20 protein-coding genes are annotated in these 18,211 nt (G+C 74.4%); 10 read left to right on the top strand and 10 right to left on the bottom strand.

Going from position 1 to position 18,211, the window contains the following annotated elements; all coding sequences use genetic code 11:
* Nucleotides 1-49: 49 nt before the first annotated feature.
* Entirely contained in the window at nucleotides 50-940 is an 891-nt protein-coding gene (locus tag EDC03_RS05620) for a formate/nitrite transporter family protein (protein WP_123379190.1), read from the bottom strand.
* 137 nt (nucleotides 941-1,077) lie between these two features.
* The gene (locus EDC03_RS05615) at nucleotides 1,078-2,007 is read right to left on the bottom strand and encodes a DUF368 domain-containing protein (protein WP_199719957.1); all 930 of its coding nucleotides are present in this window, start codon (nucleotides 2,005-2,007) and stop codon (nucleotides 1,078-1,080) included.
* 125 nt (nucleotides 2,008-2,132) lie between these two features.
* On the opposite strand from EDC03_RS05615, the gene EDC03_RS05610 reads away from it, so the two are divergent.
* The 4 genes from EDC03_RS05610 (at nucleotide 2,133) to EDC03_RS05595 (ending at nucleotide 5,883) form a co-directional block, all read left to right on the top strand.
* Nucleotides 2,133-2,780, top strand: a complete 648-nt coding sequence (locus EDC03_RS05610) for a VOC family protein (RefSeq protein ID WP_123379321.1) — start codon at nucleotides 2,133-2,135, stop codon at nucleotides 2,778-2,780.
* Nucleotides 2,777-3,445 (top strand): hypothetical protein, encoded by a 669-nt coding sequence (locus tag EDC03_RS05605; RefSeq protein WP_123379189.1) that lies wholly within the window; start codon nucleotides 2,777-2,779, stop codon nucleotides 3,443-3,445. The genes EDC03_RS05610 and EDC03_RS05605 overlap by 4 nt, the downstream gene beginning before the upstream one ends.
* Before the next feature lie 361 nt (nucleotides 3,446-3,806).
* Nucleotides 3,807-5,330, top strand: coding sequence for an SNIPE associated domain-containing protein (locus tag EDC03_RS05600; RefSeq protein WP_199719956.1), 1,524 nt, complete (start codon nucleotides 3,807-3,809; stop codon nucleotides 5,328-5,330).
* A gap of 55 nt (nucleotides 5,331-5,385) precedes the next feature.
* Nucleotides 5,386-5,883 carry a zinc-binding dehydrogenase gene (locus tag EDC03_RS05595; protein ID WP_241967040.1) on the top strand — a complete coding sequence of 166 codons (498 nt, stop codon included), beginning with the start codon at nucleotides 5,386-5,388 and terminating at the stop codon, nucleotides 5,881-5,883.
* A gap of 22 nt (nucleotides 5,884-5,905) precedes the next feature.
* Here EDC03_RS05595 and EDC03_RS05590 read toward each other — a convergent pair whose 3' ends face one another.
* Nucleotides 5,906-6,667 (bottom strand): phosphatase PAP2 family protein, encoded by a 762-nt coding sequence (locus tag EDC03_RS05590; protein ID WP_123379187.1) that lies wholly within the window; start codon nucleotides 6,665-6,667, stop codon nucleotides 5,906-5,908.
* Nucleotides 6,668-6,792: 125 nt separating this feature from the next.
* Complete coding sequence (locus tag EDC03_RS17820; protein ID WP_199719955.1) at nucleotides 6,793-8,661, bottom strand: family 43 glycosylhydrolase; 1,869 nt, start codon at nucleotides 8,659-8,661, stop codon at nucleotides 6,793-6,795.
* 123 nt (nucleotides 8,662-8,784) lie between these two features.
* Between EDC03_RS17820 and EDC03_RS05580 the strand changes: the two genes are divergently transcribed.
* Nucleotides 8,785-9,609 (top strand): Fpg/Nei family DNA glycosylase, encoded by an 825-nt coding sequence (locus EDC03_RS05580; protein WP_123379186.1) that lies wholly within the window; start codon nucleotides 8,785-8,787, stop codon nucleotides 9,607-9,609.
* A gap of 54 nt (nucleotides 9,610-9,663) precedes the next feature.
* Here EDC03_RS05580 and EDC03_RS05575 read toward each other — a convergent pair whose 3' ends face one another.
* Nucleotides 9,664-10,584, bottom strand: coding sequence for an NAD-dependent epimerase/dehydratase family protein (locus tag EDC03_RS05575; RefSeq protein ID WP_123379185.1), 921 nt, complete (start codon nucleotides 10,582-10,584; stop codon nucleotides 9,664-9,666).
* A gap of 60 nt (nucleotides 10,585-10,644) precedes the next feature.
* On the bottom strand, nucleotides 10,645-11,505 hold the full coding sequence (locus tag EDC03_RS05570; RefSeq protein WP_123379184.1) for a helix-turn-helix domain-containing protein: 861 nt from the start codon (nucleotides 11,503-11,505) through the stop codon (nucleotides 10,645-10,647).
* A gap of 101 nt (nucleotides 11,506-11,606) precedes the next feature.
* Between EDC03_RS05570 and EDC03_RS05565 the strand changes: the two genes are divergently transcribed.
* Nucleotides 11,607-12,389: an SDR family NAD(P)-dependent oxidoreductase gene (locus tag EDC03_RS05565; protein WP_123379183.1), complete on the top strand. Its 783-nt coding sequence runs from the start codon at nucleotides 11,607-11,609 to the stop codon at nucleotides 12,387-12,389.
* 9 nt (nucleotides 12,390-12,398) lie between these two features.
* Here the strand turns inward: EDC03_RS05565 and EDC03_RS05560 are convergent, their stop codons facing one another.
* The 3 genes from EDC03_RS05560 to EDC03_RS05550 form a co-directional block, all read right to left on the bottom strand.
* Entirely contained in the window at nucleotides 12,399-13,703 is a 1,305-nt protein-coding gene (locus EDC03_RS05560; RefSeq protein ID WP_123379182.1) for a NupC/NupG family nucleoside CNT transporter, read from the bottom strand.
* Between the two features lie 63 nt (nucleotides 13,704-13,766).
* The gene (locus EDC03_RS05555; protein WP_123379181.1) at nucleotides 13,767-13,997 is read right to left on the bottom strand and encodes a hypothetical protein; all 231 of its coding nucleotides are present in this window, start codon (nucleotides 13,995-13,997) and stop codon (nucleotides 13,767-13,769) included.
* Complete coding sequence (locus EDC03_RS05550; RefSeq protein ID WP_199719954.1) at nucleotides 13,994-14,413, bottom strand: DUF2200 domain-containing protein; 420 nt, start codon at nucleotides 14,411-14,413, stop codon at nucleotides 13,994-13,996. The genes EDC03_RS05555 and EDC03_RS05550 overlap by 4 nt, the downstream gene beginning before the upstream one ends.
* 214 nt (nucleotides 14,414-14,627) lie before the next feature.
* On the opposite strand from EDC03_RS05550, the gene EDC03_RS05545 reads away from it, so the two are divergent.
* The 3 genes from EDC03_RS05545 to EDC03_RS05535 all read left to right on the top strand — a co-directional run bounded on the left by EDC03_RS05545 (nucleotide 14,628) and on the right by EDC03_RS05535 (nucleotide 16,544).
* Complete coding sequence (locus EDC03_RS05545) at nucleotides 14,628-15,281, top strand: hypothetical protein (RefSeq protein WP_148058016.1); 654 nt, start codon at nucleotides 14,628-14,630, stop codon at nucleotides 15,279-15,281.
* Between the two features lie 70 nt (nucleotides 15,282-15,351).
* A complete protein-coding gene (locus EDC03_RS05540) occupies nucleotides 15,352-15,903 on the top strand; it encodes a hypothetical protein (protein WP_123379178.1) in 552 nt (183 codons plus the stop codon).
* Nucleotides 15,903-16,544, top strand: coding sequence for an RES family NAD+ phosphorylase (locus EDC03_RS05535; RefSeq protein ID WP_148058015.1), 642 nt, complete (start codon nucleotides 15,903-15,905; stop codon nucleotides 16,542-16,544). The genes EDC03_RS05540 and EDC03_RS05535 overlap by 1 nt, the downstream gene beginning before the upstream one ends.
* Here the strand turns inward: EDC03_RS05535 and EDC03_RS05530 are convergent.
* Entirely contained in the window at nucleotides 16,487-17,503 is a 1,017-nt protein-coding gene (locus tag EDC03_RS05530; RefSeq protein WP_123379176.1) for a helix-turn-helix domain-containing protein, read from the bottom strand. The two genes, EDC03_RS05535 and EDC03_RS05530, sit on opposite strands and share 58 nt — an antisense overlap.
* On the opposite strand from EDC03_RS05530, the gene EDC03_RS05525 reads away from it, so the two are divergent.
* Nucleotides 17,502-18,200, top strand: coding sequence for an SDR family NAD(P)-dependent oxidoreductase (locus EDC03_RS05525; RefSeq protein ID WP_123379319.1), 699 nt, complete (start codon nucleotides 17,502-17,504; stop codon nucleotides 18,198-18,200). The two genes, EDC03_RS05530 and EDC03_RS05525, sit on opposite strands and share 2 nt — an antisense overlap.
* Nucleotides 18,201-18,211: the final 11 nt, after the last annotated feature.

The raw sequence follows: 18,211 nt of genomic DNA, 5'->3' as shown, positions 1-18,211 counted from the left end.
CCGGTGAGGGTGCGGGCCGGCGTCGGCCCGGTGGTGAGGGGCGGACGGGTCAGCGGGCGAGGGCGCCGGCCTGCGCGGGGACGACCTGGTCGTCCCCGGCCCGGCGGGCCGCCTCGAGGCGCTCGAGCTCCACGGCGCGGCGGCTGCGGCCGGTGCGGGCGTGGGTGGCGTAGAGGACGAGCCCCACGAAGAGCAGCCCGCCGACGAGGTTGCCCACGACCGTGGGGATCTCGTTCCACACGAGGTAGTCACCCAGGGAGAAGCCGCCGCCCATCATGAGCCCGGCCGGGAAGAGGAACATGTTGACGACCGAGTGCTCGAAGCCCATGTAGAAGAACACGATGATGGGCAGCCACATCGCCATGATCTTCCCCGAGGTGCTCGTCGACATCATCGCGGCGACGACGCCGGTGGAGACCATCCAGTTGCAGAGGACGCCGCGCAGGAACAGCGTGAGCATCCCGGCGGCGCCGTACTCGGCGTAGCCGAGGGTCCGGGCGTGGCCGATCTCGCCGAGCCGCGCGCCGACGTCCGTGGGCGGCGTCTGGAACGCGTAGGTCATGATCACGGACATCATGAGGGCGACCGTGACGGCGCCCCCGAGGTTGCCGAGGAAGACCAGGCCCCAGTTCCGGAGCATCGACCGGACGGTGACGCCCGGTCGTCGGTCCAGCAGGGCGAGCGGGACGAGCGTGAAGACGCCCGTGAGCAGGTCGAAGCCCATGAGGTAGAGCAGGACGAAGCCGACGGGGAAGAGCAGGGCGCCGACGAGGGCGTTGCCCGTCTGCACCGTCACGGTCACCGCGAAGGCGGCGGCGAGGGCGAGGATCGCGCCGGCCATGTAGGCCCGGATGATCGTGTCGCGGGTGCTCATGAGCACCTTCGAGTGGCCGGCGTCGATCATCTTCTGGACGAAGTCGGGCGGGCTGACGTACGTCATGGCGAGCTCCTGCGTGGCCCCGGGAGGTGCGGTCGTGCAGGAGCGTGGTGCGCGCGCGCCGCCCCGTGGTTTCCGCCGTGTGACGCCGGGGACGCGCTTTCCTCACAGCACCTCTCGGGGCCTGTGAGGTCGTGACGTCAGCCGACCGGGGGCTGCGGCGTCGTCGTGCGTCGGGTGACGAGGTGCTCGAGCAGGAGCAGACCGAGGACGACGGCGACCCCCGCCGCGACGAGGCCGAGGACGGGCAGCGCGTCGCCCGCGGGGCCGAGGAGGTCGCGGGTGTCGGTCTGCCACGGCCAGAGGGCGCGCAGCGAGCCGACCATGAGGCCGGTCATGACGGCGAGCGTCACGGCGCGGTGCGCGTGCAGCAGGTGCCGCAGCAGCCGGACGAAGAGGGCGAGCCCCACCGTGGCGCCGAGGGCGAAGGCGGCGAGGTAGGCGACGTCGCGCTCGTTGACCGCCGTGAGCGTCGGTGCGTAGAGCCCCACCGTCGCGAGGAGGAAGGAGCCGGAGACGCCCGGCATGACGAGCGCGCAGATGGCGACGGCCGCCGCGGCCGCCACGACCGGCAGCGACGGGTCGGCCGCCGTGGCGGGCGGGATGCCGGTGAGGACGGTCGCGGTGACGGCGGCAGCGGCGGCGAGGAGGCCGAGGCGCGGCGTCCACCGGCGGCCGACCATCGACACGGGCACGACGAGCGACGCGAGCACGAGGCCGAGGAAGACGGCCCGCGAGCCGACGGGGTGGTCGTCGAGGAGGGGCTCGACGAGCCGCGCGCCCACGAGCACCGCGACGACGTTGCCGAGCAGCAGCGGGACGACGACCTTCCACGAGCCGCGGGCGATCTCCGCACGGGCGCCCGCGACGTCGCCGATCACGAGCCGGCGGGCGGCCGTGACCGTGTGGTGCGCGGTGTCGATGAGCCGCTCGTAGACCCCGAGGACGAGAGCGACGGTGCCGCCGCTGACGCCGGGGACCACCTCCGCGGTCCCCATGAGGAGCCCTCGTCCGACGTCCATCGGGACCCGGGTGCTCGACGTCGGCGGAGGGGCGACAGGTGCAGGCATCGCCTCCACGGTACGGGCGCCGGGCGGCCGCTCCTGACGAGCCGGATGCCGCTCGCCGCGCCCGCGCGCGACGACGGGCGGCCGTTCTGCCCCCGTCGCGCACGCGGCGGAGCATGCTCCTCGCCATGGCGACCATCACCGTGCAGGACGTCGACGACGCCGGCCTCGCCGACTGGCGGCTCCTCGCCAACGGCCTCCACGCCCGCTTCCGCACCGGCGACATGCCGACCGGGGCCCGCTTCGTCGCGGCCGTCGCCGACGCCGCCGAGGAGCTCGACCACCACCCCGACGTCGACCTGCGGCCCAGCCACGTCGACCTCGCGCTCGTCAGCCACGACGTCGGCCGCGTCACCCGCCGCGACCTGCGCCTCGCCCGCCGCGTGAGCGACATCGCGGCGGGCCTGGGCCTCACGGCGCAGCCCGAGGTGCTGGCGCAGCTGGAGGTAGCCCTCGACACGGCCGACCTCGCCGCCGTCGGCCCGGTGTGGGCGGCGCTGCTGACGGGCGACGCCGGCGCGTTGGACGGCGACGACGTCGTCGACCGCCGCGGCCGCGTGCCGCTGCTGTGGTTCCAGGGCACCGACGCCCACGAGACGCCACGTCAGCGCTTCCACCTCGACGTGTGGGTGCCGCACGACGTCGCGCAGGAGCGGGTCGACGCCGCGGTGGCGGCGGGGGCGACCGTCGTCGACGCCTCACACGCGCCGTCGTTCGTCGTGCTGGCGGACCCGGAGGGCAACCGGGTGTGCGTGTGCACGGCGCTGGACCGGTGACCGCGGAGGACGGAACGACGGCGGCACCTGATCGCCAGGTCGGCCTCGCTCTTCCGCGATGGCTCTGGGGTCTCGGCATGCTGTCGCTCTGCGCCGCCACCGCCCTCGTCGTCGGAGGCCTCGGCAGCCACAAGGTGCCCTTCGTCATCGGCGGCGTCGTGCCCCGTCTGTGGTGGGCGTTCCTTTTTCTGCATGTCACCGGCTTCGTCCTGCTCTGCTGCGCGCCGTTCGCGAGGTGGCATCAGGAGGAAGCCGACCCGTCGCTACGGCGTAGCCCTGGAGACGCCGTCCTCGTCGCCGTGGCGACGGTGCCCGTCTACCTCGTGTCACTGGCGGCGGTCGGGGCCGGGCTACTCCTCGCGACCATCTCGAGCTACTCGGTCCTGGCACCGGCGAGCGACGGCGGCTGCCGTGTCGTCGTCCGAGAAGGCTCGCTACTGCTGCTGGCCGCCGGTGAGGTCTACCTGCTGTCCGCTGGTGAGGTAAGAGGTCGCGAGGTGAGCTCCTACTGGGCTGACGACGGCTACATGCCCTTCTCCGGTGGTACGTACACCCTGCGATGGGACGGCGAGACGGCACTGCTCGACGTCCGCGGCGTTTCTGGGCAGGAGGTCTCCTACGAGTCGGTGCCGCTGCACTGCGGACGGTCGAGCCTTGACGGCTGATTGGGGTGAGTGGCGCTAATCGCCGGCATTCCACTCGTCGGCGAGTCCGGGCGGCACGTAGTCCGCGACTCGTCCGCCACTGCTGCGATGGCGTCACGGTTTCGGCCGTTACACCTCGCTTCCGAGGGCCGTGGCGACGTTGGCGTGGTGTGCGGCGCTCACACGTCCTGTTCGACCTCAAAATCGTGCGTACGGCGCGAGCAGGGACGTAGCGTCGGCAGATCGACTTCTGACGACCACGGGGGTGCCGTCCGTGTCCCGCTTCAACCCGCCGCCGAACTGGCCGCCGCCACCTGAGGGATGGACCCCTCCTCCTGGTTGGCGGCCCGACCCGACCTGGCCGGAACCGCCGCAGGGTTGGGTGCTGTTCGTCGACGACGATTCGCGACGTGCCGACCACCGCCCCGGGGCTGCCACAGGCGGCGCTGTCGTCGACGGCGCTACACGACCGGTTGCGGTCACGCCGCCGGACGAAAAGACGGTGAAGGCGCCGACGCACGAGGCGAAAGTCGGGATCTTTGGCGCCCGCAAGCAGGCCCGGTCGCTGCTCGAAGAACGGGCGGCGTTGCAAGCGGACGTGGAGAGGTTGAGGGGCGACCTCCGGCGTCTCGGTGTCCTCGAGGTCGTGGACCTCGAGCGCCGACGCGACGCGTTGGCCCGTGAAATAGTGGAGCAGGAGCGGCGCCAGCGGGACGCTGTCGCCGCTCACCAGGCTGAGTTGGACGCTGCTACGACGGCAGCTCGCGCGACCTCCGACGAGCGGCTCGCCGACGTCAGACGACAGCTCGACGAGGCTGAGACTCGCCTGGCGGGGGCACGAGAGCAGGTGGTCGTCACCGAGGACCTCGCCGTCCTGCAGGAGGCGGGTGTCTACACCTACCGCCACCCGCTCACGGATGCCGTCGGCTACCGCAGCGAGCTGGCGAGGGTGTCGGACAGCATCAAAGCGATGACCCGCAAGGACGGCGGCGCCATCACGGCCGCCACCGGGTGGACGGTCAACGGTTCCGCCGCCCAGGGGCGGGCCATGGTGAGGGACTTCTCGAAATTGATGCTGCGTGCCTACAACGCTGAGGCGGACGTGCAGGTCCGCAATCTGAAGCCGTACAAGTTGGAGAGCTCGACCGCCCGCCTCGAGAAGGTGGTCGCCACCATCGAGCGCCTCGGCAAGACCATGGACATCCGCATCGCTCCCGCCTACCACCGTCTCCGGCTCAAGGAGCTCGCGCTGACGGCGGACTACATGGAGAAGCTCGCGGAGGAGAAGGCGCGCGAGCGCGAGGAGAAGGAGCGTCTGCGCGAGGAGCGGAAGGTCGAGCAGGAGATCGAGCGCGAGCGCCTCCGTCTGCAGAAGGAGAGACAGCACTACGCCAACGCCCTGGCGTCCCTCGAGGCGAGCGGCGACTTGGACGGCGTCGCACGCCTGCGAGAGCAGGTCGATGACCTTGACAAGGCCATCGCCGACGTCGACTACCGGGCGGCTAATGTCCGTGCGGGTTACGTGTACGTCATCTCAAATCTCGGCGCCTTCGGGCCAGGCATGGTCAAGGTTGGCATGACGCGCCGCCTCGAGCCGATGGATCGCGTCCGCGAGTTGTCTGATGCCTCGGTGCCCTTCAACTTCGACGTGCATGCGCTCTTCTTTGCCGAAGATGCCGTCGGTATCGAGGCCGCCATGCACAAGCGCTTGGGTGACCGACGCGTCAACCGCGTCAACCACCGACGTGAGTTCTTCTACGCAACGCCGGCAGAGGCGAGGGAGCACCTGGCTGCTCTCAGCGGCGACCTTCTGCAGTACGAGGAGCTCGCTGAGGCGCTTGAGTACCGGCAGAGTCACCGTGATTCTTCCGGCGGTGCAACGGTGATGCCTTCGAGTCCGGCGTGAGCGACGCCCTATCCGACACGTTGGCGTTGTTCGGCGCCTGCGCGTCGACGGCGCCTTGCGCGTCGACGGCGCCTTGCGCGTCGTCGGCAAGTACGCCGTGGCGCTGGCGAAGCGGGTCGGCGTCCACGTCGTCGCGACGGTCAGCCCTCGCAGCCGGGACGCCGTACTCGCGGCGGGCGCGGACGAGGTCGTCGACCGCACCACGGCGGACCTCCTCGAGGCCGTCGCCGAGCCCGTCGACGTCCTGCTCAACCTCGCGCCCGTCGAGCCCGAGCGCTTCGCCGAGCTGGTGGCGCTCGTCCGCAACGGCGGGAAGGTCGTCAGCACGACGGCGTTCATGGCCACCCCCGACGACGCCGCCCGCGGCGTCACCGCGGCCACCGTCTTCGTCCTGCCCGACCGCGACCGCCTCGCCGAGCTCGTCCGCCTCGTCGACGCCGGCGAGCTCACCGTCGAGGTCACGCGCCGCATCCCGCTCGACGAGCTAGCCGCGCTCCACGCCGAGGGCGCCGCGGGGCGGATCGCCGGCAAGGTCGTCGTCCTGCCGGGGTGAGGCGGGAGCATCCGCCGTGGCGCTAGGGGGCTTGCTCCGGTGCCGCGTCCAGCGGGTCGAGCGGCTCGCGCGACATGGTTCCGCTCCGGTGCTGCCAGCCGCGGAACGCCGCGGCGGTCAGGGTGACCCACACCGCTCCCAGCGCCCAGCCCGCGAGCACGTCGCTGACGAAGTGGACACCGAGCGCCAGGCGGCTCACCCCGACGGCCAGGACGACGAGCACGGCGAGCGCGACGACCCAGGGCCGCGCGCGACGTCGCACGGAGGGCAGGACGACGAGGGCCACGACCGTCACCGCGACGAGCGAGCCCAGGGAGTGCCCGCTGGGGAAGCTGGCGCTGGAGGGCAGCGGCACCACGGGGGCGTCGAGGGCTGGTCGAGCCCGGTCGACGAGCGCCTTCGTGAGCGGTACGAGGACGGCGACGCCGAGGCCGGTGGCCGCGGTGAAGACGGCGAGACGCCGCTGCCCGCGGACGAGGAGGACCACCGTGAGCACGACGAACACCACGACGAGGGTCGACGTGTTGCCGAGGGTGGTGATCGCCCGCAGCACCGCGACGGCGGCCGGCGACCCGCTGACGAGGGCGTTGAGGTCCTCGGCGACGCCGTCGTCCAGCTCCTGCAGCGGCGCCCACGAGCGTCGGACCAGCAGCCACAGGAGCAGGAAGGCCGCGGCTCCGAGGGCGAGCGTGGCGACGCTCAGCAGCGCGCGGGCGCCGAAGCGGGCGACGCCCGCCGTGTCCGCAGGTGTGCCGGACCGGTCGTCGGTGGGGTGAGGACGCACCCTGCGTCTCTACCCCACCGGGCCCGGCGTCGCGCGCGCTGCCGGCGTCAGCGACCCCGCCGGGGCCCAGGAGGTGGCAGCCCCTCGTCGCGCAAGAGCACGACGAGGGACTGCCACCTCGGCGGTCAGCGGCCCCGCGGCGCGAGGACGTCGACGGCGTCGATCTCCGCGAACCAGCTGACGCGGGTGAGCGTCACGGTGTTCCAGCCCTGCGCGAGCGTCACGTCGTGCTCGATGGTCTGCCAGTTGCCCCACCGGGTGTGGGGGTAGGTGACGAGGCCGGCGTCGGCGCCGCCGACGCTGATCCGGTGCGTGGCCTCCAGCGAGTACCCGCCGCGCTCCGAGCCGTTGGCGAAGCGGATGCCGAGGGTCGCCCGGCCCGCTCGCTCGGCGTAGATCTGCACCGCGACCGAGCTGTCGGCGAAGTCGAGGCCGCCGACCTTGGCCCCGGCGGAGGCGCCGGCGTCCCCGACGACGCGGGCGTTGGTGACGACGCCGGCCTCGGCCTCGTAGCGCGTCGCCGCGGCGGGGCTCTCCGGGTAGACGGGGACGGCCGGCTCGAGGCGCCGGTCGTCGACGTAGAGGGCGTCCAGCTCGGCGAAGTACGTGGCCTTCGTCAGCGTCACCGTGTTCCAGCCGGCCTGGAGCTTCACCCGGGCCTCGGCGCGCTGCCAGTTGCCCCAGCCGGTGTGCCGGAACGTCACCGTGCCGGCGTCCCGGCCGTTGACCGTCAGCGTGTCGGTGGCGAGCACGCGCCGGTCGCCGTCGGTGGACCCGTTGGCGTACCGGATGCCGAGGGTGGCGCGGGCGGCCGTGTCGCTGTGCACCCGCACGGTCACGGAGCTGTCCGCGAAGTCGAGCCCGCCGACCTTCTCGCCGCCCGAGGCGCTGGCGTCGCCGACGACGCGGGCGTTCGTGACGGTGCCGTCCTCGAGCTCGTAGCGGTCGGCCGCGGCGGTGACGACCGGGACGCCGTCCTCCCACTCCAGCGGGCTCGCGTACATGCCGCGGTAGCTGAAGGCCGGGTCCCACCCGTGGAAGACGATCGCCGTGCCGCCGTCGCGCGTCGTGATGACGTCCTGGCCGCCGGAGCCGCGGACGTCGCCCGCGAACATCTCCGAGGTCATCAGCTCGGTGCCGGCCTTCGTGTACGGGCCGGTGATGCTCGTCGCCGTCGCGTAGGACGTCCGGTAGTTGCCGCCCGCGAAGTCGTTGGCGGAGTAGAAGAGGTAGTAGGTGCCGTCGTGCTTCGCCAGCGTCGGCGCCTCGACGACCGCGCCCTCCCACGGCAGGTCGTTGTCGATCAGCTCGGTGGCCGGGCCGGTGAACGTGGTCCCGTCGGGCGACATCGGCTGGACGAAGAGCGTCGCCGGCTTGCTGCAGCAGTTGCCGTCGGCCTTCCACAGCAGCCAGAGCTGCCCGTCCTCGACGAAGGTCCCGGCGTCGATCGCGCCGCCGAGGTCCGGCGGGGTCTGCGCCGTCGGGCAGACGAGCGGGTCGTCGCCGACGGGCACGAAGGGGCCGCCGGGCGACGTCGACGTCGACACCCCGATGCACTGGCGCTGGGACTGCTCGTCGCGGGCCGTGTAGTAGAGCGCGTAGCCGCCGTCCACGGCGGCGACCTCGGGCGCCCAGACGCACCGGTCGGTCGCACCGCCGGGGGCGAAGCTGCACTCGCCCACCCAGTCGCCGAGCACCGGCGCGACGTCCGGCTGCTCGGTCCACGTGCGGAGGTTCCGCGACGTGCGGTGCTGGACGTTCTGGCCCCCGGAGTTCGTCGCGTAGGCGTGGTAGACGCCGTCGACGAGCAGGAGGTCGGGGTCGGCGAAGTTGGCGTCGACCACCGGCTGGACGGTGCGGGACGCGGTCAGGGACGAGCGCGCGTCGGCGGCGGAGGCCGACGGTGCGGCGGTGGTGGGGGTGGCGCCCAGGAGGGCGAGGGCGAGCAAGGCGCCCCCGAGCCCGGTGAGCAGGCGGCGCGGGTGGGATGACACAGGTGGGTCCTCTCGACTTCGTCGTCTGAGTTGTCCACATCCTTGGCCGGTGCCCGGTCTGCGTCAACGAGTCCGCCCTCGCGACGGCGGGCCGCCCCGGCGGCCCCGACCTAGCCTGGGCCGGTGCCGGAGCTGCCCGAGGTCGAGCTCGCCCGATCCACCATCGAGGAGGCGGGGCTCGGGCGGACCATCGCCGACGTCGACGACGCCGACGACTGGGTCTGCCGCCCGCACCTGCCGGGCGAGATCCGCGAGGTGCTCGTCGGGCGCCGGCTGACCGCCGCGCACCGGCGGGGCAAGACGATGTGGTGCGACCTCAGCGGCGACGGCGACCGCCGCCTGGGCCTCCACCTCGGCATGAGCGGCCGCATCATCGTCAGGACCAACGACGGCGGCACCGTCCACGGCGGGGACCCCGTCCGCGGTGTCGACGGCACGGACGAGTCGGTGGCCAAGCCCGAGTGGTACCGCTTCACGCTCGCCTTCGAGGACGGCGGCAGCCTCCGGCTCTTCGACAAGCGGCGGCTGGGGCGGGTGCGCCTCGACCCGGACCTCGGCGACGTCGGGCCGGACGCCGGGGAGATCGGCGTGAAGGAGTTCCGCGAGCGCGTCGGCCGCGGGACGGCGCCGCTCAAGGCGCGGCTGCTCGACCAGTCGACGCTGGCCGGCGTCGGCAACCTCCTCGCCGACGAGATCCTGTGGCAGGCGCGGGAAGACCCGCACCGCCCCGCCGGGGAGCTCACGGCGGACGAGCTGACCGCCCTCCACAAGACTCTCCGGACGGCGACCCGGGCGGCCATCCGCCACGGCGGCGTCCACACCGGCGAGGTCATCGGCTCCCGGCACAAGGGCGGGCACTGCCCGCGGTGCGGCGCCGACATGGCGACCGGTCAGGTCGGCGGCCGGACGACGTGGTGGTGCACGGCCGAGCAGCAGCGGCCGCGCTGACGCGCTGGGCGGCGGCCCCTCGCCGCGGTGCAGGACGAGGGGCCGCCGCCGCGCTCAGCCCTCGCGGCGCGGGTCCGCGAGCACGTCCCGCCACGAGTGCTGCGGCTCGTAGCCGAGCAGCCGGCGGGCCTTGTCGATCGAGTAGAAGGTCTCGTCCCGGCCCATCTCCTTGCGGACCTCGACGCCCCCGTAGAAGCGCTCGACGACCTCCTGCGTCGTCGCGGCCACCGACATGTCGGCGTTGGCGACGTTGAAGACCTCGAAGCCGAGCCCGTCGGTCTCCAGGCACCGCAGGGTCATCTGCCCCAGGTCACGGGTGTCGATGTAGGAGAAGACGTTGCGCCGCCGCAGCGACGGGTCCTCGAGGAAGGCCGGAAACTTCTCGGCGTACTCGTGCGGCTCCATGACGTTGTTGATCCGCAGCCCGTAGACGTCCGCACCGGTGCGGGCGTGGAACGACCGTGCGACGACCTCGCCGGCCACCTTGGACATCGCGTAGGAGTCCTCCGGGACGACCGGGTGCTCCTCGTCGACGGGCACGTACAGGGGCTTGCGCTCGCCCTGGGCGAAGCAGATGCCGTAGGTCGTCTCCGACGACGCGAAGACCACCTTGCGGATGCCGAGCCGGGTCGCGGCCTCGAGCACGTGGTAGTGCGCCAGGATGTTGGTCTCGAAGGTCGTCGCGTCGGGCGCGATGCCGATGGCCGGCACGGCGGCGAAGTGGACGACGGCGTCGTAGGCGGAGCCTCGGCCCCCCTGGACGGGCTCGGGCGCGTCGAGGTCCGCCATCGTGGGCATGCCCGCCATCGCGGAGTACACCTGCCCGGCGTCGGTGAGGTCGACCCGGAGGTCGGTGACGTCGGGGTGGCCGAGCGGGGTGAGGTCGGCGTTGGTGACCTGGTGGCCCTGCGACGCCAGGAAGGGCGCCACGTGGTGTCCGGCCTTGCCGCTGCCGCCGGTGAAGAAGATGCGCATGGGACCAGGCCACCACCTCGGCGGGCTCCCGTCGCGCCGAGCGGCGTCGGCCGGTCGTCGTCAGCCGAGGGCGACGCCGTCGGTGAGGGCCACCGGGGCGGCGGGCCCGGCGGCGAGCAGCGGCAGCGCCCGCGCCGTCCGCGACCCCGGCTCCGCGGTGTACGTGGCGAGCTGCTGCTCGGGGTCGGTGGCCGGGCGCAGGAACTCGACGTCGAAGACGAGCCGCCCGACGACGGGGTGCTCGAACGTCTTCCGCGACGAGACGTAGTCCTGCACGGCGTGGTCCTCCCACCAGCGCGAGAAGTCCTCGTCGGCGGCCCTCAGCGAGGCGACGAGGCGGGCGAGGCGTCGGTCCTGCGGGCGCCGGGCCGTCTCCCGGCGCAGCGAGGCGACGGACGCCTGCGCGTACTCCGTCCACTCGACGAGGCGCTCGCGGGCGGCCGGATACTCGAAGAGGTAGCGCGCCAGCGACGTCCCGGGCTCGAGCGGCGCGCCGAGCACGGCGACGGCGAGGGCGTTGCGCGCCAGCACCTCCCCGCGCGGGCCGAGGACGAGGACGGGCAGGTGGTCGAGGCCGGCCATCATCCGCAGCAGCCCGGGGTCGGGCGCCGGGCGCGGGGCGGGGGCGTCGTCGCGACGTCGTCCGGCGGCGAGGTCGTGGAGGTGCGCGCGCTCGACGGCGTCCAGGCGCAGCGCGCCGGCCAGTGCGTCGAGGACCTGGGGCGAGACGACGGCCTGGCGGCCCTGCTCGAGCCGGCTGTAATAGTCGGGGCTCACGCCGGCCCGGGCGGCCAGCTCCTCCTTGCGGAGCCCGGGCACGCGCCGCAGCCCGGGGACGGCGGGGACGCCGGCCCGGTCGGGGGTGAGGGCGTCGCGGCGGGAGCGGAGGAAGGCGCCGAGCTCGGCGCGCGTGCGGGGCACCCGGCGAGGGTACGAGCGTCGGTGACCCGCGCGCCTGGTCCTGCCGTGACCAGGCACGACCGGACCTGGTGCGCACCGCCGTCCTCCGGCGGGATGGACCCATGACCTCCACCACGACCACCACCGCTGCAGGCCGTCTCGACGGCCGCACCGCCCTCGTCACCGGCTCGACGAGCGGCATCGGCGCCGCCGTCGCCGCCGCCCTGGCCGCCGAGGGCGCCCACGTCCTCGTCAGCGGCCGCGACGCCGGGCGCGGGCGCGCCGTCGTCGAGGACGTCCGCGCCGCGGGCGGTCGGGCCGACCTGCTCGCCGTCGACCTCGCCGGCAGCCCGGAGGAGCTGCGGGCCTTCGCCGCCGCGGCGACCGACGCCCTCGGCGGCCGCGTCGACGTCCTCGTCAACAACGCCGGCGTCTACCCCGTCGGGCCGACCGAGGACCTCGCCGACGACGACCTCGACCGCATGCTCGCCGTCAACGTCCGGGCGCCGCACGTGCTCGTGGCCGCGCTGGTGCCGGCGATGGCGGAGCGGGGCGGCGGCGTCGTCGTCACCGTCGGCTCGTGGATGGCGCGCACCGGCACCGCGGGCAGCGCGCTCTACTCGGCCTCGAAGGCGGCGGCGGAGCAGCTGACCCGCTCGTGGGCCGCCGAGTACGGACCTCGCGGCGTGCGCGTCAACACCCTGGCGCCGGGGGTGACGCTGACGCCGGGCAACGAGGCGTTCCGCCCGGTGCTCGACGCCATGACGGCGGGGACGCCGGCCGGCGTCGTCGTGCGGCCGGAGGACGTCGCCCGCGGCGCCGTCTTCCTCGCGTCCGACGACGCGGCGATGGTCCACGGCACGGTGCTGTCGGTCGACGGGGGGATCGGCGCGACGCGCTCGTGACGGGCTGGCTCAGGCGAAGGCCGTGATGACCACCCCGGCCACCGCCGCGTTGGCGAGGTTGGCCAGCGACGCCCCGAGCAGCACGCGCAGCCCCATCCGCGCGACGACGGCGCGCAGCGGCGCGTAGAGGCTGGACAGCGCGCCGACGGTGATGGCGATCGAGGCGAAGTTGGCGAAGCCGGCCAGCGCGAAGGTCACGACGGCGACCGTCGCGGGCGAGAGCTGGTCGACCTGGGGGCCGAAGGCGGCGTAGGCGACGAACTCGTTGAGCACCGTCTTCTGCCCGATGAAGGAGCCGGCCGTCGCGGCCTCGGACCACGGGACGCCGAGGAGCCAGGCCAGCGGCGCGAGCAGCGTCCCGAGGATGCCCTGGAAGGTGAGGTCGTCGGCGCCGAACCAGCCGCCGACGGTGCCGAGCACCCCGTTGGCCAGCGCGATGAGCGCGACGAAGGCGACGAGCAGCGCGCCGACGGTCACGGCGATCCGGCCGCCGGCCAGGGCGCCGCGGCCCAGGGCGTCGAGGACACCTGCGGACTCGGTGTCGCGGTAGTGGCGGACGTCGACCTGCTCGTCGTCCTCGGCGGGGTCGTCGACGACGTCGGCGTCCGCGGCGAGGCCGAGCCGCAGCCGGCGCTCCTCGTCGGTCTCCGGGGTCGTGTCCGGCCACATGATCTTCGCCATGAGCAGCCCGGCGGGGGCGTTCATGGCGGTGGCTGCGAGGAGGTAGTCGAGCGGGGCGCCGAGCAGCGAGTAGCCGACGAGCGTCGAGCCGGCCGCGGCGGTGAGGCTGCAGACCGCGACGGTGAAGACCTGGCTCGTCCGCAGCCGGTGCAGGTACGGCTGGGCGAGCAGCGGCGCCTCGCTCTGGCCGAGCACGACGACGGTCGACGCGTACGTCGCCTCGACGTCGCTGACCCGCAGCACCTTCGCGATGGCGCCGCCGACGTGGTGCGTCGCGTACTGGACCACCCGCAGGTGCAGCAGCAGCCCGATGAGCGCGCCGAAGAAGATGATGACCGGCAGGACGGTGAGCGCGAAGGCCGCGCCGCCCTCCTCGGCGCCGAGCTCGAGCAGCGGCCCGAAGACGAAGGCCGTGCCCTGCTGGGCGTAGTCGACGAGGGTCTCGAAGCGCTCGGACAGCCACGCCAGCGCGGCGGCGCCCGGGCCGAAGCGGAGCACGAGGACGGCGATGGCGACCTGCACGGCGAGGGCCGCCGCGACGGTGCGCCAGGGGATGCCGCGCCGGTGACGCGAGACGAGGACGGCCACGCCGACGAGGAGGAGCAGGCCGAGGAGGCCGCGCAGACCGGTCATCCGAGGACGGTAGGACCGTCCGGACCCCTCCGCCGCGAGACGACGCGTCCGGCCCGACCGGCGTCAGCCGACGTGGACCTCCGTCGGCTCCTGGCCGGGCGGGAAGGTCTCGAAGCCGTCGGGCACCACGCCGTCCTCGGTGCAGGCGCTGCCCTCCTCGGGGAACTCGACCGACCGCACCTGCCGCTCGCCCTCGAGGCAGACGCGCTCGCGCAGGCAGGCGGTAGCGCCACCCCCCACGGCGAGCGTGAGCGCGAGAGACGCCGCTGCCCGGCGGGTGGACGGCCGGCTCATGCGCGGGACCCCACCGACGGCGTCCCGGCGGGCAGCCCCGCCCGCACCCGGGCGGCGTCGACGTCGTCGCCCCGCAGCACCGACCCGAGCTTCTTGCCGCGGGCGACCTCGTCGACGAGCTTGTCCATCCAGCGGATCTGCTGCATGAGCGGGTCCTCGACCTCCTCGACCCGGACGCCGCAGATCAGCCCGGTGATCTGCGTGGCGTACGGCGTCACGGCCGGCGCCTCGGCGAAGAAGGTCTCGAGGTCGACCTCGGTCGTCAGCGCGCGCTCGAGGCCGGCGGCGTCGTACCCGGTGAGCCAGCAGACGACGAGGTCGACGTCCTCCCGCCGCTGCCCCTTGCGCTCCGCCTTGGCGACGTAGTGCGGGTAGATGCTCGCGAAGGGGGTGCCGAAGATGCGGTGACCGGCCACGGCGGCCTCCTCGGGGGCGGGGGCCGCCCGTCGGCCCCGGCTGGTCGACGAGGCTAGCCGCGGGGGCCGACGGCGAGGCCGGGTGCGACGTCGGGCGTCGAGTCCGAGGAACGCCATGATCCCGGGCCCGGGAACCTGCGGGACGTCGGACCCGACGGGCGCCTGCGCGGCAACTCCGTCGCCCGCGGCCCCTCCGCACGGCACCCTCCTCGGCATGGACGACCACGTGGAGCAGTACTCGCCCGAGAGCGCCCGCCGGCTGCGCGAGGCCACGGCCGCGCTGACCGCCGAGCTCGACCGCTTCGTCGAGGGCGCGGCGGGGATGCACGGCGGGTCGGCGGAGATGCCGGCCTTCTTCGCCCTCGCGGACGCCGTGTCGCGGGCCGCCGTCGACTGGCAGGAGCGGGCCGCCGACCACACCGGCGCCTACGTCCTGCCGCTCGACGCCGACCTCGACCACCTCGAGGACGACGAGGACGAGGAGGACGAGGGATCGGTCGAGATCTCCGACGCCATCAGCGTCGTGAGCCGCTGGGACCTGGGCGTCGTGGACGGCGACGCCCTCGTCGCCGCCGGCCGCGCCGCCCACCGCCGGATGCGCCCCGAGGAGGACGACGCCGACACCGCCGTCGCGGTGGACGGCCCGGCCATGGCCGTCCAGGCGCTCCTGCACGAGCAGGGCGAGCCCTGGTACGAGGTCGACGGCCTGGAGGTCCTCCACGGGGCACGGGTCCTCCTGCGGCCCGACCCGCCGGCCGCACCCGAGCCGGAGCACGACGACGAGGTGCTCGACCCCTTCCTCGGCGACCCGGTGGACGGGGTGCTCCCGCCGCCCGGCGAGGTGGTCTTCGGCGAGGGGTGGGGCTGAGGCTCCGGGGTTGACAGGGTTGACAGGCGCGGCCGAGCATGGGGGTCCCCACGACCGGACGAGGTGCTCGATGACGCACGCGGTGGCTCACGAGGGTGCCGATCTCGGCCGGGCGTCGGCCGTGCAGCGGTCCTTCCTCGAGCGGGTGCTCGGCGAGCTGCTGCTGCGCGACCCGGCAGGGACGGTGCTCGACCGCATCGACGACCCCGGGGTGGCGGCCGCGGAGGCCGTCGACCACGTGCTCGGCTCGGCGGAGCGCTGGACCGACCACCTCGGCGGCTTCTACGACGTCGACGGCCTGCGGACGGTGCTCGCGCGGGACGGCCGGCCCGTCTCCCGGCAGGCCGTCAGCAAGCGGCGAGGCCTCCTCGCCCTGACCACGGGGTCGGGGCGCGTGGTCTACCCGCGCTTCCAGCTCGTCGGCGGCGCACCCCTTGCCGGGGTCGACGGCGTCCTCCGGGAGCTGCCGGAGGACCTGGTGTCGCGGTGGACGGTGGCGTCCTGGTTCGTCTCCGCCCAGCCGGACCTCGACGGGGACACGCCCGTCCAGCGCCTGCGGGAGGGCGACGTCGCCGCGGCCGTGGCCTCCGCGAGGGCGTGGGCGCGGGCGCTGGCCGCCTGATGCCGGCGACGTCGCCACCGCCGTCGCTGGACGGCTTCCCCACCCGCGAGGTGCGGAGCGGGGACGTCCTCCACCGGGTCGTCCGGGCCCGGGGAAGGGACGGTCGTGCCCGCGAGCCGTTCTTCTTCTCGAGCGACCCGTCCGACGGCGGTGGTCGGTACGACCTCCCGCCCCCCGAGGGCACCTGCTACCTCGCCGACCGACGCAGCGGCGCCTGGCTCGAGGTCTTCCGCGGCACGGGCCTCGTCGACCGGGAGGACGTCGAGCGCCGTCGGATGGTGACCGCGGAGCGCACCGGGACGTCGCTGGCCCTCGCGGACCTCCACGCCGCAGGCGCCCGCCGCCACGGCGTCACGGCGGACCTCTTCGCCGGCAGCGCGTACGCGCTGCCCCAGCGGTGGGCGCGGGCGCTGCGGGCGGCGGGGCACCCCGGGCTCGTGGCGCCCGTCCGGCACGACCCCGCCGCGCGGGCGCTCGGCGTCGCGCTCTTCGGCCCTGCCGGCCCGCGGACGCGTCTGCGGGGGTGGCGCACCCGCGTGGGCCGCCTGGTCGAGGACGTGGCCCTGCTCGCCGAGCTGCGGCCCTACGGGACCGGGGTCGCGACGCGCCCCTTCGACGTCCCGGTCGTCGACCCGTCCTGACCACGGGACAGGTCCTGGGCCGTCCCGTCGGCGGCGGTCCACGCGCTGCTCGCCGCTGCCAGCTCCCGCATCCGGTCCATCGCCGCGGCGTCCGCCGTGCCGGGCGCCGCGGTCCAGACGACGACGCGGAGGTCGGTGCCGCGGGCCTCGAGGACGTCGCAGTCGACGGTCACCGTGCCGACGGCGGGGTGGTCGAAGGTCTTGCGGGACGAGGCGTGGAGGCCGACGGGCCGCTCGGCCCAGAGCGCCGCGAAGCGCGGCGAGTGCTCGCGGAGCTCGGCGACGACGGCGCGGACCCCCGCGTCGTCGGGGTGGCGGACGGCCTGGCGGTGCAGCTCGCCGACGACGTCGCGCTCGAAGGCGGCGTCCTCGACGGCGGCCCGGCGCACCAGCGGCGGGCCGAGGAACTGGCGGCGCGCGGCGTTCTCCCCGACGGGGTCCGTGCCGAGGAAGACGGCGGCCAGCGGGTTGCCGGCCACGACGCCCCACGCGGCGTCGACGACGATGAGCGGCACGTCGGCGAAGCGGTCGACGAGCCGCCGCAGCGACGGCGTCACCTCGCGGCCGGCGACGCGCGGCGTCGGGACGGCGAGCCCGGTGAGCCGGTGCAGGTGCTCGGACTCGTCGGGATCGAGTCGCAGCGCCGCGGCCAGCGCCGCGACGACGGACGCCGACGGCGCCTGGGCCCGTCCCTGCTCCAGGCGCACGAGGTAGTTGACGGAGATGCCGGCCAGGGACGCGACCTCCTCGCGCCGCAGGCCGCGCGCCCGGCGCAGCGGGGCGGCGGGCAGCCCGGCGGACTCGGGGGAGAGGCGCTCGCGCCAGGCGCGCAGGCACGCCGCGAGGTCGTCGCGCGGCGCCCCGACGGGCCGGGCGGTGCCCGCGAGGGTGGGACCCGCGGTGGTACCCCCGACCGACCCGTTGTGCGGGGCCGGGCGGGGGCGCAGCGTGGTCGTCATGTCATCCATCCTCATCACCGGTGCCAACAAGGGACTCGGCCGGGAGGCCGCGCGGCAGCTGCGCGGGCTCGGCCACGACGTGTGGGTCGGCGCGCGCGACGCCGACCGGGGCCGCGAGGCCGCCGACGCGCTCGGCGCCCGCTTCGTGCAGCTCGACGTGACGGACGACGCGACCGTCGCCCGGGCCGCGGAGGAGGTCGGCGCCGTCACGGGCGGGTCGCTCGACGTCCTCGTCAACAACGCCGGCATCCCCGGGACGGCGCGTCCGACCCCCGAGGTGACCGCTGCGGACGTCGAGGAGGTCTTCGCCGTCAACGTCCTCGGCCCCGTCCGGGTCCTCCACGCCTTCCTGCCGCTGCTGCGCCGCTCGTCGGCCGGCGTCGTCGTCAACGTCTCCAGCGGGCTCGGCTCGCACGCCGTCACCTCCGAGCCCGGCCGGGTGGAGAGCTCGTTCCAGGCGCCGGCGTACACGTCGTCGAAGGCGGCGCTCAACATGCTCACGAGCCAGTGGGCGGCGGCCCTGCCCGACCTGCGCGTCAACTGCGTCGACCCCGGGTACACCGCCACCGAGTTCAACGGGAACAGCGGCCCGCAGACCGTGGAGGAGGGCGCAGAGGTCATCGTCCGGATGGCGACCGTCGGCATCGACGGCCCCACCGGCACCTACAGCGACCGGCACGGACCGCTCGACTGGTGAGCCGCTGCCGC

This window comes from Pseudokineococcus lusitanus (assembly GCF_003751265.1).
GTDB classification, from domain to species: Bacteria; Actinomycetota; Actinomycetes; order Actinomycetales; family Quadrisphaeraceae; genus Pseudokineococcus; species Pseudokineococcus lusitanus.
The sequence above is the reverse complement of the archived record's forward strand: the minus strand, read 5'-3'. Positions and strand labels throughout refer to the sequence as shown.

What these genes read in the sequence shown, in the direction of transcription:
- EDC03_RS05560 (WP_123379182.1), bottom strand. Translation starts at nt 13,703, where the DNA reads ATGACCGGTCTGCGCGGCCTCCTCGGCCTGCTCCTCCTCGTCGGCGTG.
- EDC03_RS05540 (WP_123379178.1), top strand. Translation starts at nt 15,352, where the DNA reads ATGACGCACGCGGTGGCTCACGAGGGTGCCGATCTCGGCCGGGCGTCG.
- EDC03_RS05610 (WP_123379321.1), top strand. Translation starts at nt 2,133, where the DNA reads ATGGCGACCATCACCGTGCAGGACGTCGACGACGCCGGCCTCGCCGAC.
- EDC03_RS05535 (WP_148058015.1), top strand. Translation starts at nt 15,903, where the DNA reads ATGCCGGCGACGTCGCCACCGCCGTCGCTGGACGGCTTCCCCACCCGC.
- EDC03_RS05545 (WP_148058016.1), top strand. Translation starts at nt 14,628, where the DNA reads ATGGACGACCACGTGGAGCAGTACTCGCCCGAGAGCGCCCGCCGGCTG.
- EDC03_RS05575 (WP_123379185.1), bottom strand. Translation starts at nt 10,584, where the DNA reads ATGCGCATCTTCTTCACCGGCGGCAGCGGCAAGGCCGGACACCACGTG.
- EDC03_RS05615 (WP_199719957.1), bottom strand. Translation starts at nt 2,007, where the DNA reads ATGCCTGCACCTGTCGCCCCTCCGCCGACGTCGAGCACCCGGGTCCCG.
- EDC03_RS05620 (WP_123379190.1), bottom strand. Translation starts at nt 940, where the DNA reads ATGACGTACGTCAGCCCGCCCGACTTCGTCCAGAAGATGATCGACGCC.
- EDC03_RS05530 (WP_123379176.1), bottom strand. Translation starts at nt 17,503, where the DNA reads ATGACGACCACGCTGCGCCCCCGCCCGGCCCCGCACAACGGGTCGGTC.
- EDC03_RS05565 (WP_123379183.1), top strand. Translation starts at nt 11,607, where the DNA reads ATGACCTCCACCACGACCACCACCGCTGCAGGCCGTCTCGACGGCCGC.
- EDC03_RS05555 (WP_123379181.1), bottom strand. Translation starts at nt 13,997, where the DNA reads ATGAGCCGGCCGTCCACCCGCCGGGCAGCGGCGTCTCTCGCGCTCACG.
- EDC03_RS05525 (WP_123379319.1), top strand. Translation starts at nt 17,502, where the DNA reads ATGTCATCCATCCTCATCACCGGTGCCAACAAGGGACTCGGCCGGGAG.